General features: G+C 55.1%; 12 protein-coding genes, 1 tRNA gene and 1 riboswitch. Of the genes, 8 read left to right on the top strand and 5 right to left on the bottom strand.

Going from position 1 to position 14,254, the window contains the following annotated elements; translation table 11 throughout:
* Positions 1–118: 118 nt before the first annotated feature.
* Positions 119–1,486 (top strand): prephenate-dependent tRNA uridine(34) hydroxylase TrhP, encoded by a 1,368-nt coding sequence (trhP, locus tag AC6I8K_RS12395; protein ID WP_483817742.1) that lies wholly within the window; start codon positions 119–121, stop codon positions 1,484–1,486.
* Positions 1,487–1,718: 232 nt separating this feature from the next.
* Complete coding sequence (gene yegS / locus AC6I8K_RS12400; RefSeq protein ID WP_497826819.1) at positions 1,719–2,618, top strand: lipid kinase YegS; 900 nt, start codon at positions 1,719–1,721, stop codon at positions 2,616–2,618.
* 57 nt (positions 2,619–2,675) lie between these two features.
* On the opposite strand, the gene AC6I8K_RS12405 is transcribed toward yegS, so the two are convergent.
* Positions 2,676–3,797 (bottom strand): Gfo/Idh/MocA family protein, encoded by a 1,122-nt coding sequence (locus AC6I8K_RS12405; RefSeq protein WP_064739249.1) that lies wholly within the window; start codon positions 3,795–3,797, stop codon positions 2,676–2,678.
* Positions 3,798–4,104: 307 nt separating this feature from the next.
* Here AC6I8K_RS12405 and AC6I8K_RS12410 point away from each other — a divergent pair.
* From AC6I8K_RS12410 to AC6I8K_RS12430, 5 genes are all read left to right on the top strand, one after another.
* A tRNA-Asn gene (locus AC6I8K_RS12410) sits at positions 4,105–4,180 on the top strand.
* A gap of 288 nt (positions 4,181–4,468) precedes the next feature.
* Positions 4,469–5,479 carry a Zn-dependent oxidoreductase gene (locus tag AC6I8K_RS12415; RefSeq protein WP_483817905.1) on the top strand — a complete coding sequence of 337 codons (1,011 nt, stop codon included), beginning with the start codon at positions 4,469–4,471 and terminating at the stop codon, positions 5,477–5,479.
* A gap of 84 nt (positions 5,480–5,563) precedes the next feature.
* Positions 5,564–6,847 carry an MFS transporter gene (locus tag AC6I8K_RS12420; protein WP_483817745.1) on the top strand — a complete coding sequence of 428 codons (1,284 nt, stop codon included), beginning with the start codon at positions 5,564–5,566 and terminating at the stop codon, positions 6,845–6,847.
* Between the two features lie 44 nt (positions 6,848–6,891).
* Entirely contained in the window at positions 6,892–8,352 is a 1,461-nt protein-coding gene (locus AC6I8K_RS12425) for a mannitol dehydrogenase family protein (protein ID WP_497826820.1), read from the top strand.
* 98 nt (positions 8,353–8,450) lie between these two features.
* Positions 8,451–9,137 carry a GntR family transcriptional regulator gene (locus AC6I8K_RS12430; protein ID WP_064739253.1) on the top strand — a complete coding sequence of 229 codons (687 nt, stop codon included), beginning with the start codon at positions 8,451–8,453 and terminating at the stop codon, positions 9,135–9,137.
* A 142-nt stretch (positions 9,138–9,279) separates the two neighbouring features.
* Here AC6I8K_RS12430 and fbaB read toward each other — a convergent pair whose 3' ends face one another.
* The 3 genes from fbaB to thiM all read right to left on the bottom strand — a co-directional run bounded on the left by fbaB (position 9,280) and on the right by thiM (position 12,062).
* Complete coding sequence (gene fbaB, locus AC6I8K_RS12435) at positions 9,280–10,332, bottom strand: class I fructose-bisphosphate aldolase (RefSeq protein WP_497826821.1); 1,053 nt, start codon at positions 10,330–10,332, stop codon at positions 9,280–9,282.
* Positions 10,333–10,479: 147 nt separating this feature from the next.
* A complete protein-coding gene (thiD, locus tag AC6I8K_RS12440) occupies positions 10,480–11,280 on the bottom strand; it encodes a bifunctional hydroxymethylpyrimidine kinase/phosphomethylpyrimidine kinase (protein ID WP_483817748.1) in 801 nt (266 codons plus the stop codon).
* Complete coding sequence (gene thiM / locus AC6I8K_RS12445) at positions 11,277–12,062, bottom strand: hydroxyethylthiazole kinase (RefSeq protein ID WP_497826822.1); 786 nt, start codon at positions 12,060–12,062, stop codon at positions 11,277–11,279. Before thiM ends, thiD begins: the two co-directional genes overlap by 4 nt.
* A 33-nt stretch (positions 12,063–12,095) precedes the next feature.
* Positions 12,096–12,190: riboswitch (TPP riboswitch) on the bottom strand.
* A gap of 223 nt (positions 12,191–12,413) precedes the next feature.
* On the opposite strand from thiM, the gene AC6I8K_RS12450 reads away from it, so the two are divergent.
* The gene (locus AC6I8K_RS12450; RefSeq protein WP_483817750.1) at positions 12,414–12,617 is read left to right on the top strand and encodes a hypothetical protein; all 204 of its coding nucleotides are present in this window, start codon (positions 12,414–12,416) and stop codon (positions 12,615–12,617) included.
* A 68-nt stretch (positions 12,618–12,685) separates the two neighbouring features.
* Here AC6I8K_RS12450 and ahpF read toward each other — a convergent pair whose 3' ends face one another.
* Positions 12,686–14,254, bottom strand: a complete 1,569-nt coding sequence (ahpF, locus tag AC6I8K_RS12455) for an alkyl hydroperoxide reductase subunit F (protein ID WP_064739258.1) — start codon at positions 14,252–14,254, stop codon at positions 12,686–12,688.

Here is a 14,254-nt window from a genome sequence, read left to right on the forward strand (position 1 = left end):
CAATTTACATCGGGTGCGGCCCTGCCTACAATTCCCCACCTTTTGCAGGGCCGCTTGATGCGGCCGCTGCACCTGCCATCCGTGATGGCATGCTGACCTGACATCAGTGAGAAAATCCATGTTAAAACCTGAACTGCTTTCTCCAGCGGGATCGCTGAAGAATATGCGCTATGCCTTTGCCTACGGCGCTGACGCGGTGTATGCCGGGCAGCCGCGCTACAGCCTGCGCGTGCGCAACAACGAATTCACCCACGAGATTCTGGCGAAGGGCATCAATGAAGCCCATGAGCTCGGTAAAAAATTCTACGTGGTGGTCAATATCGCCCCACACAACGCCAAACTGAAAACCTTCATTCGCGATCTGACGCCGGTAGTGGCGATGCAGCCGGACGCGCTGATTATGTCCGATCCTGGTTTGATCATGCTGGTGCGCGAAGCCTTCCCGCAGATGCCGATTCACTTGTCGGTGCAGGCTAACGCGGTCAACTGGGCCACGGTGAAATTCTGGCAGCAAATGGGGCTGACGCGCGTAATTCTGTCACGCGAGCTGTCGCTGGATGAGATCGCCGAAATTCGCCAGCAGGTGCCAGCAATGGAGATTGAGATCTTCGTGCACGGCGCACTGTGCATGGCCTATTCCGGTCGCTGCCTGCTCTCGGGCTACCTCAATAAACGCGATCCTAACCAAGGTACCTGCACCAACGCTTGCCGCTGGGAATACAAAGTGGAAGAAGGCAAACAGGATGAGATTGGCAACATTGTCGGTTTCCATCAGCCGGTTAAGGTGCAGCAACCTACGCTGGGCGTGGGCGATACCACCGATCGCGTGTTCCTGCTGGAAGAGAAGATGAAGCCGGGTGAAGTGATGAGTGCCTTCGAGGATGAACACGGCACCTACATCATGAACTCAAAAGATTTGCGTGCGGTGGCGCACGTCGAACGCCTGAGCCAGATGGGCGTGCATTCGTTGAAAATTGAAGGCCGCACCAAATCCTTTTACTACTGCGCGCGCACGGCTCAGGTTTATCGCCGCGCCATTGATGATGCCGCGGCGGGTAAACCGTTTGATCCGGTGCTGCTCGAGACGCTGGAAGGTTTGGCGCATCGCGGTTACACCGAAGGTTTTTTGCGCCGTCATACGCACGACAGCTATCAAAACTATGAGCAAGGTTTCTCGATCTCCGAGCGCCAGCAGTTTGTTGGTGAATTCACTGGCGAACGTCGCGGCGACTGGGCGCAGATTGCGGTAAAGAACAAGTTTATGCTGGGTGATGCGGTTGAAATCATGACGCCGGAAGGCAACCTCAACTGTACGCTTGAAACCATGCAGAATGAGAAAGGATCGGCGGTGGACGTTGCGCCAGGTGATGGGCATCGCGTGTGGATCCCGGTGCCGGAATCGGTCAACCTTGCCTTTGCGCTGCTACTGCGTAACTTTACCGATGGCAATAGCACTTACGATCCACATGGAAAAAATCGCACTTAAAGAAAAGAAAATGGCGAAGTTAGATTAGGATCACAGACCCTCTCTTCGCCTCGCTTTAGAATCCCGCCTGCTGCTAACGAGTAACAATAAAAAGCAGGTAGTACCAGGAACCACCTCATTCACCCGCCCGGCTCCCCCGTGCGGGTTTTCTTTTTTTAATCCCCCACCGATAAAGTTCTCTCTGCAGCTATGCTATAACCTGTGCTCTGTATCTCGCATCAAGGAACTGATAATGCAAAACAAACCGCTGACGCTGCTGATCCTGAATGGGAAAGGCGCAGGTAATGAAGATTTGCGCGCTGCGGTGAACACGCTGCGTGATGAAGGCTTTAATCTGGCGGTGCGCGTCACCTGGGAAAAAGGTGACTGCGATCGCTATGTGCAAGAGGCGGTCGCTTTGCAGGCAGAAACCGTTGTAGCCGGCGGCGGCGATGGCACCATCAACGAGATCGCGACCGCGCTGGCGGGATTGCCTGAACAGCAGCGTCCGGCACTGGGTATTTTGCCGCTCGGCACCGCCAATGATTTTGCAACCAGTGTGGGGATTCCCGAAGGCATGGAACCGGCATTGCGCCTCGCACTGGTGGGGAAAGCCAGCGCGATTGATTTGGCGCGCGTGAACGGCGATCGCTATTTTATCAATATGGCGACCGGCGGTTTTGGTACGCGCATCACCACCGAAACGCCTGAAAAACTGAAATCTGCGCTAGGCGGCGTGTCGTACTTTATTCATGGCTTGATGCGTGTCGATGCGCTGAAGCCCGACAGTTGTGAGATCAGCGGACCTGGCTTTAACTGGCAAGGCGATGCGCTGGTTATTGGCATTGGCAATGGACGTCAGGCCGGTGGCGGACAAAAGCTCTGCCCGGATGCACTGATCAATGACGGTCAGCTCAATCTCAGTATCGTCACGGCGCAAGAGCTGCTGCCAACGCTGTTGCATTCACTGACGCGTGATGACGAAAATCCGAATATTGTCACGGCGCAGCTGCAGTCGCTGACCATCCGTTCTCCCCATGAGATGACGTTTAATCTGGATGGTGAACCGCTAAGCGGCAGCGCGTTTGACATTGAGGTATTGCCGGGCGCGTTAAGCTGTCGTTTGCCGCCGCAGTGCCCGTTGCTGGCTTAATCCCGTATCCAGGTCGCCATGAATGGCGACCCTACGATTCTGCATAAGTCCTTGTAATTACACTTTCATCCAGCGGCGTTCCAGCGCGGAAATCGCTACCGCTTCCAGCACCTTCTGCACCTGCAACCCTTCGGCAAAATCCGGCCACATGCGATCGCCAGCAGCAATGCCATTAATCAAATCGCGAATTTCGACGGTTTTCTGATCGTTGAAACCGATACCGTGACCGGCTGAAACGCAGAAATTGGCGTAATCCGGATGCGCGGGACCGGTCAAAATGGTTTTGAATCCCTGGCGCCCTGCCGGTTCATCATGGATATACAGCTCCAACTCGGCCATGCGTTCCTGGGAATAGCGCAGCGTGCCTTTGGTGCCGGTGACCACATAGGTCAGGCCCATTTTGCTGCCGCAGGCGATACGCGAGGTTTCAAACACGCCGTGTGCCCCATTTTTAAAGCGCAGTAAGGCGCTGGCCTGATCTTCGTTTTCTACCGGCAGCAGGCGCGAAGTCTCTTTCGGGTCCGGGCGCTCCTTGATCACCGTCATCATATCGCCACTGACTTCTTCAATATCGCCGACCAGATAGTGCGCCATATTCACAATGTGCGCGGCCAGGTCGCCAAGCGCGCCCAATCCTGCCAGCGCTTTCTGGCAGTGCCAGTCAAGCGGTGTTTCCGGACGCGCCAGATAATCTTCATTGTGCGTGCCGTAGAAATGCACCACGTCACCAATTTCGCCACGAGCGATGATCTCACGCGCCAGCTGGCTGGTCGGGTTTTTCATGTAGTTAAAACCGACCAACGTTTTCACGCCTGCCTGCTGCGCCGCTTGCACCATCTCTTCCGCATCGGCCACAGACAACGACAGCGGTTTTTCAGAGTAGACGTGTTTACCGTTGCGAATCGCTTCCAGCGCCATCTCTTTGTGCAGGAAGTTCGGGGCGCAGATATCAACCACATCGATGTTCGGATCGCGCACCAGTTCACGCCAGTCACCGGTGGAACGTGTAAAGCCAAAGGTTGACGCCTGTTTTGCTGCCAGCTCTGGATTCACTTCCGCCAGCATCTCACGCACGATCTCGCCTTTGAGGGCAAAAACCGTGGGCGCCTGCGCATAAGCAATCGCGTGACAACGCCCGATGTAACCACTGCCAATCATACCGATTCTGACTTTGTTCATGACTTATCCCGCATTCGCTTAAGAAGTGAGTTGGAATATATGTTTCGCTTTTTACCTCTACAACGGCAAAATGAAATATCTGTGATCATGCATGCGAGGTATCTGACAAAATCGACAAATCAGAATGTAATTTTGCATAGTGATAGTGATCAAAATCACAAAAGTATCCTTACACAGCGTGATTTCTCGGTGCGAAACCAGTGTTGATCGCCTAATTGACGCTTTATTCAGCAGTCAGAGCGAATTGTGAAAAAAGAGCTTTGACAAGGCGGGGTCCGCTCGATAATATGCGCCCCGTTCAAACGATTCCTCTGTAGTTCAGTCGGTAGAACGGCGGACTGTTAATCCGTATGTCACTGGTTCGAGTCCAGTCAGAGGAGCCAAATTTAAAAACCCGCTCAGGGAAACCTGAGCGGGTTTTGTCGTTGTAGGGTCGCCATTTATGGTGACCGTGATAAGTGGTCACCATAAATGGCGACCCTACGAAACCGGTTTTGCACATCATAATAATTCACCTGCTGCACCCTCCCTCTGATCCACGCTCTGTGATTCTGTTCACAACTCTGTAACGCCGACTTGTATGGTAGTATTAGTGCGCGTATTTTTTCATCATTGCATTCCCGTTAAAGCCGGTTCGCCCTTTCAGGATGGCAGCCAGCAAGGAGTAGATGATGAAAAGTGTGGTGATTGAACAACCGGGTGAACTGGTACTGGCAGAGCGTCCACTGCCGCAACCCGCTGCAGGTGAAGTCCGCGTAAAGGTGCAATTCGCCAGCATCTGCGGGTCCGATGTGCATATCTGGCACGGTCATAATCCTTTTGCGAAATATCCGCGCGTGATTGGTCACGAATTTTTTGGCCGGATTGATGCCGTCGGTGATGGCGTTGCCAGCAGCCGTATTGGCGAGCGCGTCGCAGTCGATCCGGTTGTCAGCTGCGGTCACTGCTATCCCTGCTCCATTGGTCGCCCGAATGTCTGCAAAGCGTTGCAGGTGATCGGGGTACATCGCGACGGCGGCTTTAGCGAATATGCCGTGGCACCCGCGAAAAATGCCTTCCGCTTGCCGGATAGCGTTCCCGACAAACTCGCCAGCATGGTCGAACCTTTCACCATCGCGGCTAATATCACCGCTTTCCTCAAACCACAGCCAAACGATGTGGCGCTGATTTACGGTGCCGGCCCGATGGGCCTCACCGCCATTCAGGTGCTGAAAGGCGTGTACGGCGTTGAGCACGTATTGGTGGTCGATCGCCTGCCTGAGCGTCTGGCGCTGGCGCAGGAAAACGGTGCCGATCAAGTGTTCAACAACAGCGAGATTCCGTTAGCCGCGCAGCTGGAAGGCGTGCAGCCAACGCTGATTATCGATGCTGCCTGCCATCCTTCCATTCTGTCTGAAGCCGCCGCCCTCGCCTCACCGGCGGCGCGTATCGGCCTGCTGGGCTTTTCAGGTGAACCGTGCAGCATCACACAGCAAAGTCTCACCAGTAAAGAGCTGTCGTTGTTCACCTCACGCCTCAATAGCCATCGCTTCCCGCAGGTGATTGAGTGGATTGAGCAAGGCCAGATCCAGCCAGAGAAACTGGTCACACACTACTTCCCGCTGGCGGAAGTTGAACAAGCCATGACGCTGTTCGAAAAAGATCCCCGCACCTGCTGCAAAGTGATCCTACAAATGGGTTAAGTTAACCCGCACACCAGGTGTCCCCATGCCGGTCACTTACCCGCCGGCATTATTACTATAAAAAATGACGATGACGGAGTTTCTATGTTTAAGAACCTGCGCTGGACCCTCGTACTGCTGTTGTTCCTGGTGTTTATGATCAATTACCTTGATCGTATCGCCCTCTCTTTGACTGTACCGATGGTGGAAAAAGACCTGATGATCAACGCCGAACAGTTCGGCATGATTTTCGGCAGCTTCTTCTTCGGTTATGCCCTCTTCAACTTTATCGGTGGCCTGGCGACCGATAAATTCGGTCCCACCATCGTGCTCGGCACCGCCGTTGGCATGTGGTCGCTGTTCTGCGGTTTGACGGCGATGGCAACCGGCTTCTGGTCAATGATGATTCTGCGCGTGCTGTTTGGCATGGCGGAAGGCCCGATTTCTGCTTCAGCAAACAAAGCCATCAACGGCTGGTTCCCGAAAAAACAAGCTGCGACAGCGATGGGTTTACTGAGCTCAGGTTCGCCGCTGGGTGGCGCGGTTGCCGGTCCGATTGTCGGCTATCTGGCGCTGTCGTTCGGCTGGCGTCCAGCGTTCGTGGTGATCGCCGCGATTGGTTTCGTCTGGCTGGCGCTGTGGTTCTTCTTCGCGTCAGATAACCCAGCGAAAAGCAAACGTATCTCCGCCGAAGAGCGTGCGTTAGTGGAAAAACTGAAAGCCGAAGAGCCGGCCGACGTGATTGATCCGAGCGGTAACGCACACGGTTTGGGCTTCTATCTGCGCCAGCCGATCATTCTGGTCACCGCGTTTGCCTTCTTCTGCTACAACTACATTCTGTTCTTCTTCCTGAGCTGGTTCCCGGCGTATTTGGTGCAGGCGCACGGCCTCGACATCAAAGCGATGAGCATCACCACCATGATCCCGTGGATTGTTGGCTTCGTTGGCCTGGCGTTGGGTGGCTGGATCTCTGATAAAATTTTCAACATCACCGGTAAATTGCTGCTTTCGCGTAAAATTGTGCTGGTGGTGTCACTTACCGCTGCGGCGATTTGCGTGGCGCTGGCGGGTACGATAAAAGAGGTCAACTCGGCGGTGATCATGATGTCGATCTCCATCTTCTTCCTCTACATCACCGGTGCGATTTACTGGGCGATTGTGCAGGATGTGGTGCACAAAAGCCGTGTCGGCAGCATCAGTGGCTTTATCCATCTGATTGGCAGCCTGTCAGGTGTTATCGGTCCGGTTGTCACCGGTTTCATCGTGCAGCACTCGGGTAAGTTTGACAGTGCCTTTATCCTCGCGGGTGCGGTGGCTGGCGTTGGCGCGCTGCTGGTGCTGCTGGTGATTCGTGAACCTAAAGCCAACAATAAACCGGTTTCTGTGTAAATCTCATGGGGCGCTGAGCGCCCCATTTGCGAAAAGGAATGACTATGTTAGAGCTTGAACGCCTCCCCGCTGATGTCCAACGCCCCGCTTATGACCGCACGCAACTCAAAACCCGCATGGTACACATCGGTTTCGGGGCGTTTCATCGGGCGCACCAGGCGCTGGCGACCGATAAACTGGCCGCACAGGGCAGCGATTGGGGTTATTGCGAAGTGAATCTCAATAGCGGCACGCTGATTCAGGCGCTGCGTCAGCAGGATCTGCTTTACACGCTGACCGAAATGGCCTATGAGAGCTTACACACGCGCGTGATTGGCGTAGTGACGCAAGCCCTGCACGGCAAAGGCGACGGCATTGAAGCGGTCATTGAAGCGATGAGTCAGCCGGAGGTGGCGATAGTCTCGATGACGGTGACCGAGAAAGGCTACTGCTACATGCCTTCAAGCGGCAAGCTCAACCCTGATCATCCTGACATTGTGCACGATCTCGCTAATCCTACTGAGCCACGCTCGCTGCCCGGCTTGATTCTGGCGGCGATTATCCGCCGCCGCCAACGCAATTTGCCGCCGTTTAGCGTGATGTCATGCGATAACATGCCGGAAAACGGTCATGTTACGCGCAACGTGATCACGCAGTTAGCCGAGCGCCATAGCACTGAGCTGGCGGACTATATCCAGACGCATATCACCTTCCCTTCAACTATGGTGGATCGCATCGTGCCTGCAATGACCGATGCCGCGTTCGACACGTTGGCAGCGCGCTTAGGCAGCCGCGATCCGGTGGCGGTGGAAGCCGAGCCTTTCTTCCAGTGGGTGATTGAAGACAACTTTGTCAACGGTCGTCCGGCATGGGAAAACGCGGGCGCTGAGCTGGTCAGCGATGTGCTGCCGTTCGAAGAGATGAAGCTGCGTATGCTCAATGGCAGCCACTCATTCCTGGCCTATCTCGGTTTTCTCGCCGGTTATGAGCACATCAGCGATTGTATGGCCGATGCCAGCTATCGTCAGGCGGCACGCGCATTGATGTTGCAGGATCAGGCGCCGACGCTGCGCACCCAGGGCGTCGATCTCGAGGCGTACGCCGATTCACTGATTGCGCGTTATGAGAACCGCGCCATCAAACATCGCACCTATCAAATCGCCACCGATGGTACACAAAAGCTGCCGCAGCGTCTGCTGGATAGCGCACGCTGGCATCTGCGCAAGGGTACCTCGTGCGATTTCGTGTTGCTGGGCGTTGCCGGTTGGATGCGCTACGTCAGCGGCGTGGATGAGCAAGGTCAAAGCATTGAGATCCGCGATCCACTGAAAGATCAGCTGGCAGACATCGTGGCTAACAGTGAGGAAGGTGCGGCGCGCGTTAAGGCGTTGCTCGGCCTAAACGCCGTGTTCGGCGACGATCTGCTGAAGGAAACCGTACTGGTCTCTCGCGTAACCGAACTGTATCTGCAATTGGTACAACAGGGCGCGCGCGCCACGGTTCAAAGCCTCGTCACACAAGGCTAAGCGCCTGCACAAATGTGTAGCGCAGACGCAGCGTGCTGATTAGACTGAACCTTTCTTAACGGGCTGGCAGATGCCAGCCGTAATACGGATATTGCTGCATGTCGACTGCCTATACCATAACCACCAGCGAACCGGTAAATCAGCAGATCTATCGTTATCTGCGCAAAGATATTGTGACCTGCGTTATTCATCCGGGCTCGCTGCTGTCGGAGAAGGAAGTGTCGGCGCGTTTTAACGTGTCACGTCAGCCGGTGCGTGAAGCCTTTATCAAGCTGGCAGAGGCCGGGTTGGTGCAAGTTTTACCGCAGCGCGGAACCTTCGTTCGCAAGATCTCCGCCCAGCGTGTGGCCGATGGTCGCTTTATCCGTGAAGCGGTAGAAATCGCCGTGGTACGCCGCGCTGCGCAGGAAATCGGTGCGACGGGATTGATGGCGCTGGAGCATAACTTACAGCTGCAGCGTCTCGCCGCTGAGCGTCATGACAGCCAGGCATTTTTAACGCTGGATGATGAGTTTCACCGGTTGATTGCTGAAGGGATTAACTGCCTGCTGGCATGGGAAACGGTGGAGAACATCAAAGCCACCATGGACCGCGTGCGTTTTCTGACGTTGAGCGAAGTGTCACCGCCGGAGCGTTTAATTCAGCAGCATGAAGATATCTATAGCGCGTTGAAAGCACATGATGTCGAGGCGGCTGAAACCGCGATGCGCCGCCATTTGCAGGAGATGATTATGACCATCACGCCGATTGCCGAGCGTAACAGCGAGTGGTTTGAAGCGCCTTAATTTGAGAGCTCGCCATTCATGGCGTAATGCAGCTCACTTAAGCAATTAATTGCCTGGTTATGCAGGTGCGCATGAATGCGCACCCTACGATAACCCAGCTCTGTGAACGTAGGGTCGCCATTCATGGCGACCTTTCTCACATTTAAGCGATGGTAACGTCTTTTGACAAATACACATCCTGCACCGCATTAATCAGCTGCACGCCCTCTTTCAACGACTTTTTAAACGCTTTACGCCCGAGAATTAGCCCCATGCCGCCAGCACGTTTGTTAATCACGGCGGTACGCACCGACTCCGCGATATCGGTTTCTCCGGCCGATGCACCGCCAGAGTTAATCAATCCCGCACGTCCCATATAGCAGTTCGCCAACTGGTAACGCACCAAATCAATCGGGTTTTCTGTGGTCAGTTTGCTATACACGCGTTCATCGGTATGACCAAATTTCACCGCGTTATAGCCACCGTTATTTTCCGCCATCTTCTGCTTAACGATATCCGCTCCGATGGTGGCCGCCAGATGGTTGGCCTGGCCGGTTAAATCGGCGCTGGCGTGATAATCAACGCCCTCTTTCTTGAAAGCATCATTACGCAGATAAGCCCACAATACCGTCACCATGCCCAGCTCATGCGCACGTTCAAAGGCTGCCGAGATCTCTTCGATCTGCCGACGCGATTGTTCAGAACCGAAGTAGATCGTTGCGCCAACCGCCACCGCGCCCAGATTGAACGCCTGCTCAACGCTGGCATACAACGTCTGATCGTATTGGGTGGGATAACTCAGGGTTTCGTTATGGTTCAGCTTCACCATAAACGGAATGCGATGCGCATAGCGGCGTGCCACCGAGGCCAGCACGCCATAGGTGGATGCCACGCAGTTACAGCCGGCTTCAATCGCCAGCTCAACAATATTCTTCGGATCGAAATAGGCCGGATTGGCGGCAAAGGAGGCGCCCGCTGAGTGCTCAACGCCCTGATCGACCGGCAGAATCGATAAATAGCCGGTGCCCGCCAGACGTCCGGTGTTGTACAGCGTTTGCATATTGCGTAATACGGTGGGAGAGCGATTGTTGTCGATCATGACGCGATCGACATAATCCGCGCCGGGTAAATAGAGGCTATCCGCTGGAAGAGTCATGCAGCGATGTTGAAGAAGGCTGTCCGCTTCTTTGCCCAATAACTGTTCGATGTCCGTCATGTTCGCTCCTGATAAATGGCTGGATTGGAACCGGCCGTTGCCGATTCGCCCCCAACAGCCTGGACCGGAATGCACCAGGCAGGCAAATTGCTGACTCCATTTTTCAGACGGATGCGCAATGAAAAAGCGGCAATCTGGCGTTACGCCCTACCACCACTGATGGAAATGGTGCACCGGCCCAATGCCTTTTCCTACTTCCAGCGAATCGGCGTGCAGCAGCGCTTGCTGCAGCCAGGCTTTGGCTTCTGCCACCGTCGTCACCCAATCATCATGACGCGGACGCAATGCGGCCAGCGCCGCCGACAGCGAACACCCCGTACCATGCGTGTGACGCGTGTTAACACGTGGCGCGGTAAAGCGCTGACGTCCGTCGCGGGTAATCAGCCAATCCGGGCTTTCGGCATCGCTAAGATGTCCGCCCTTCATCAGCACCGCTTCACAGCCAAGATCGAGCAGCGCATCGCCCTGCTGCAACATGGTTTTCTCATCCTGCGCCATCACGCGTCCCAACAGCGCGGCGGCTTCCGGCAGATTTGGCGTGATCAGCGACACCTGCGGCAGCAGCAATTCGCGCACGCTGGCTACCGCATCCGGCGACAGCAGCGCATCGCCGCTTTTGGCGATCATCACCGTATCCAGCACCACAAACGGCAAACGGGCCCGTTTTAGCCGCTCTGCCACTACTTCGACAATCGCGGTTTCTGACAGCATGCCAATCTTAGCGGCATCGATGCGCACATCATCCAGCACCGAATCGAGTTGTGCGCCAACGAAATCAGGTTCGATGCGATAGACCGACCGCACGCCGCAGGTGTTTTGTGCCACCAGCGCAGTGATAACGCTGGTGCCATAAGCGCCCAGCGCGGAAAAGGCTTTGAGGTCGGCCTGAATACCCGCGCCGCCGCTCGGATCGGTGCCAGCAATGGTTAACGCGTTGATGCGTTTCATGCATTCACCTCCAGCGTCCACAACGTATCAAGGAACGCGGCGACAAAACTGCCCGGCCCTTCGACTTTACGCGCGGCCAGCTCACCGGCCAGCGACATCACGCGGCAGGCCGCAGCGACATGTTGCAGGCGATCGCCCGGTAAGCTGCTAAAGGCGGCAACCACCGCCGACAGCGCGCAACCTGTGCCCACCACGCGCGTCATCAGCGGACTGCCACCGGGAATGGCCAGCGTTTGCACACCGTCAGTGACGTAATCGACTTCACCGGTAACCGCTACAACGGTTTGGTAATCACCTGCCAGTTGCTGGGCCGCACTTAGCGCAGCATCCGCATGATGCAGGCTGTCCACACCGCGTCCGCCGCTTGCCTGGTTCGCCAGGGCGAGAATTTCTGAAGCATTACCGCGAATCGCCGCCGGTTGCAGGCTCAGCAACTGTTGGCAGAAGGCGGTGCGCAGCGTTAATGCGCCGACCGCCACCGGATCCAGCGTCCACGGCGTGCCTGCGCTTTGCGCGGCTTGCACCGCCGCTAACATGGCATCACGACGATTGCGCGTTAGCGTGCCGACGTTAATCAATAACGCATCGGCAAAACCCGCAAATTGTGCCGCCTCTTCAGGATCGATCACCATCGCAGGCGAGGCTTGCAGCGCCAGCAGCACATTGGCAGTAAAGGTTTGCACCACGTCATTCGTCATGCAGTGCACCAGTGGCGCTTGCTGACGCAGCAGTTGCAGTGAGTGCGCGAGTTGCGCAGGGGAAAGAAGGTCAGGCTTTTTCATAAGGCTCCCAACCGGCGATCAAGAAGGCGAATGCGGTCAGGCATCTGACTTCCCTACGCTGGCATTATCCAGATCAGGTCAGCGGGTGTATCTCAGCCCTGTTTACAGGGGCACCCCGAGTCATAGCATGCAGGTGTTGCTTCATGCCGCAGACAGGATAATGGCAGCGTTGAAGCTTGTAAATCAGCCGATGTGATGAAAGTGGCGCTGTTGAGTGCCAATTAAAAACCAATCATTTGAGACAAGACTCATTTCAACTTGATAAATATCAAGCTCATTTTGCGCAAAAAACGGCCTAATAGCCCTCCGGATTTGAAGAGAAACCCCGCCCACTCGATTCCGGTAGCGATAATGAAATTAAAATTCTTCAGCTTTATTCCACATGCGCATAAATGGCACAACATCCAAATATCCCGCAAGGGCGCGATTTCTCCCACCGGCAGAACTTATTTTTCCACTCACATTGAAGCGCGTTGTAAACGATGCGGCGAATATCTGAACAAGGTGTATTACCGCGATATCAGTGATGCCGAAGCAAAACGCTGGTTGGGTTAGCAACATCCATATATAAAAAAAGCCCTGCAACACAGATTGCAGGGCTGTTGCGTGGCTATCGCAAAAACTTATTCAGCCGGTTTGGTACGAATCAAATAATCAAAGGCGCTGAGTGAGGCTTTCGCGCCTTCACCGCTGGCGATGATGATCTGCTTGTACGGCACCGTGGTGCAGTCGCCGGCCGCGAACACGCCTTTCAGGCTGGTTTCACACTTGGCATCAATGATGATTTCGCCCATTTTGGTGCGCTCAACCGCACCTTCCAGCCAGGTGGTATTTGGCAACAAACCAATCTGCACGAAGATACCGCTCAGCGCGATTTCGTGGCTGGTCTGGTTATTACGGTCGATGTACGTCAGGCTGGTGACTTTGCTGCCGTCGCCTTTCACTTCGGTGGTCTGTGCATTCAGAATCACATCGACGTTTTTCAGGCTGCGCAGTTTGTCTTGTAGCACTTTGTCGGCGCGCATTTCGCTGGCAAATTCCAGCAGCGTAACGTGCTCAACAATGCCTGCCAAATCGATAGCCGCTTCCACGCCAGAGTTACCGCCGCCAATGACCGCGGTGCGTTTGCCTTTAAACAGCGGACCGTCGCAGTGTGGGCAGTAAGTCACGCCCTTGGTGCGATACTGCTCTTCACCCGGCACGCCCATATTGCGCCAGCGTGCGCCGGTGGCAATGATGATGCTGCGAGATTTCAATACCGCGCCAGATGCCGTTTCAATCGCGTGCAGACCGCCCTCTTTCACCGCTGGAATCAGCTTGATGGCGCTCTGGGTATCAATCACATCCACGTCGTAATCATCAACGTGGGCACGCAGAGAACCGGCGAGCTTAGCGCCTTCAGTTTTCGGCACAGAGATATAGTTTTCGATATCTACGGTATCCAACACCTGGCCACCGAAACGCTCGCCCATCAGGCCAGTACGAATACCTTTACGTGCCGAGTAGATGGCCGCTGCTGCGCCCGCTGGGCCGCTGCCGACGATCAGCACTTCGTAGGCATCACGCTTATTCAGCTCTTCCGCCGCGCGCTTATCGGCATTGGTGTCCACTTTACCGACGATTTCCGCCAGGCTCAGACGACCCTGCCCGAACTCTTTACCGTTCAGGAACACGGCCGGCACGCCCATCACGTTGCGCTCGGTGATTTCGTTCTGGAACATACCGCCGTCAATCGCAGTATGGCTGATACGCGGGTTCAGCACCGCCATCAGGTTCAGCGCCTGTACCACGTCAGGACAGTTGTGGCACGACAGTGAATAATACGTTTCGAAGTGGAAGTCGCCTTCCAGCGCCACAACCTGATCCAGCAGGCTTTGCGCTTCTTTCGAAGGATGTCCACCGGTTTGCAGCAAGGCTAAAACCAGTGAAGTAAATTCGTGACCCATTGGCGAACCGGCAAAGCGCGGCCCACTGTTACGGCCTGGGTTGGTGATCAGGAAAGAGGGTTTACGAACCGGACGATCGTTCTCTTCACGGAAGCTGACTTTTTCTGACAAGCTCGCGATATCAGCCAGCAGAGTACGGATCTCTGTGGATTTAGCGCCATCATCCAATGTGGCAATCAACTCAACCGGTTTCGTTAGTTTCTCAAGGTAAGCCTTGAGTTGGGTTTTTAAATTGGTGTCGAGCAT

It is taken from the genome of Pantoea sp. X-Soil-ISGK-421, from assembly GCF_059730785.1.

Excerpts from the sequence above, each read along its gene's own strand:
- trhP (WP_483817742.1), top strand. The coding sequence starts at position 119 with ATGTTAAAACCTGAACTGCTTTCTCCAGCGGGATCGCTGAAGAATATG.
- yegS (WP_497826819.1), top strand. The coding sequence starts at position 1,719 with ATGCAAAACAAACCGCTGACGCTGCTGATCCTGAATGGGAAAGGCGCA.
- AC6I8K_RS12405 (WP_064739249.1), bottom strand. The coding sequence starts at position 3,797 with ATGAACAAAGTCAGAATCGGTATGATTGGCAGTGGTTACATCGGGCGT.
- AC6I8K_RS12415 (WP_483817905.1), top strand. The coding sequence starts at position 4,469 with ATGAAAAGTGTGGTGATTGAACAACCGGGTGAACTGGTACTGGCAGAG.
- AC6I8K_RS12420 (WP_483817745.1), top strand. The coding sequence starts at position 5,564 with ATGTTTAAGAACCTGCGCTGGACCCTCGTACTGCTGTTGTTCCTGGTG.
- AC6I8K_RS12425 (WP_497826820.1), top strand. The coding sequence starts at position 6,892 with ATGTTAGAGCTTGAACGCCTCCCCGCTGATGTCCAACGCCCCGCTTAT.
- AC6I8K_RS12430 (WP_064739253.1), top strand. The coding sequence starts at position 8,451 with ATGTCGACTGCCTATACCATAACCACCAGCGAACCGGTAAATCAGCAG.
- fbaB (WP_497826821.1), bottom strand. The coding sequence starts at position 10,332 with ATGACGGACATCGAACAGTTATTGGGCAAAGAAGCGGACAGCCTTCTT.
- thiD (WP_483817748.1), bottom strand. The coding sequence starts at position 11,280 with ATGAAACGCATCAACGCGTTAACCATTGCTGGCACCGATCCGAGCGGC.
- thiM (WP_497826822.1), bottom strand. The coding sequence starts at position 12,062 with ATGAAAAAGCCTGACCTTCTTTCCCCTGCGCAACTCGCGCACTCACTG.
- AC6I8K_RS12450 (WP_483817750.1), top strand. The coding sequence starts at position 12,414 with ATGAAATTAAAATTCTTCAGCTTTATTCCACATGCGCATAAATGGCAC.
- ahpF (WP_064739258.1), bottom strand. The coding sequence starts at position 14,254 with ATGCTCGACACCAATTTAAAAACCCAACTCAAGGCTTACCTTGAGAAA.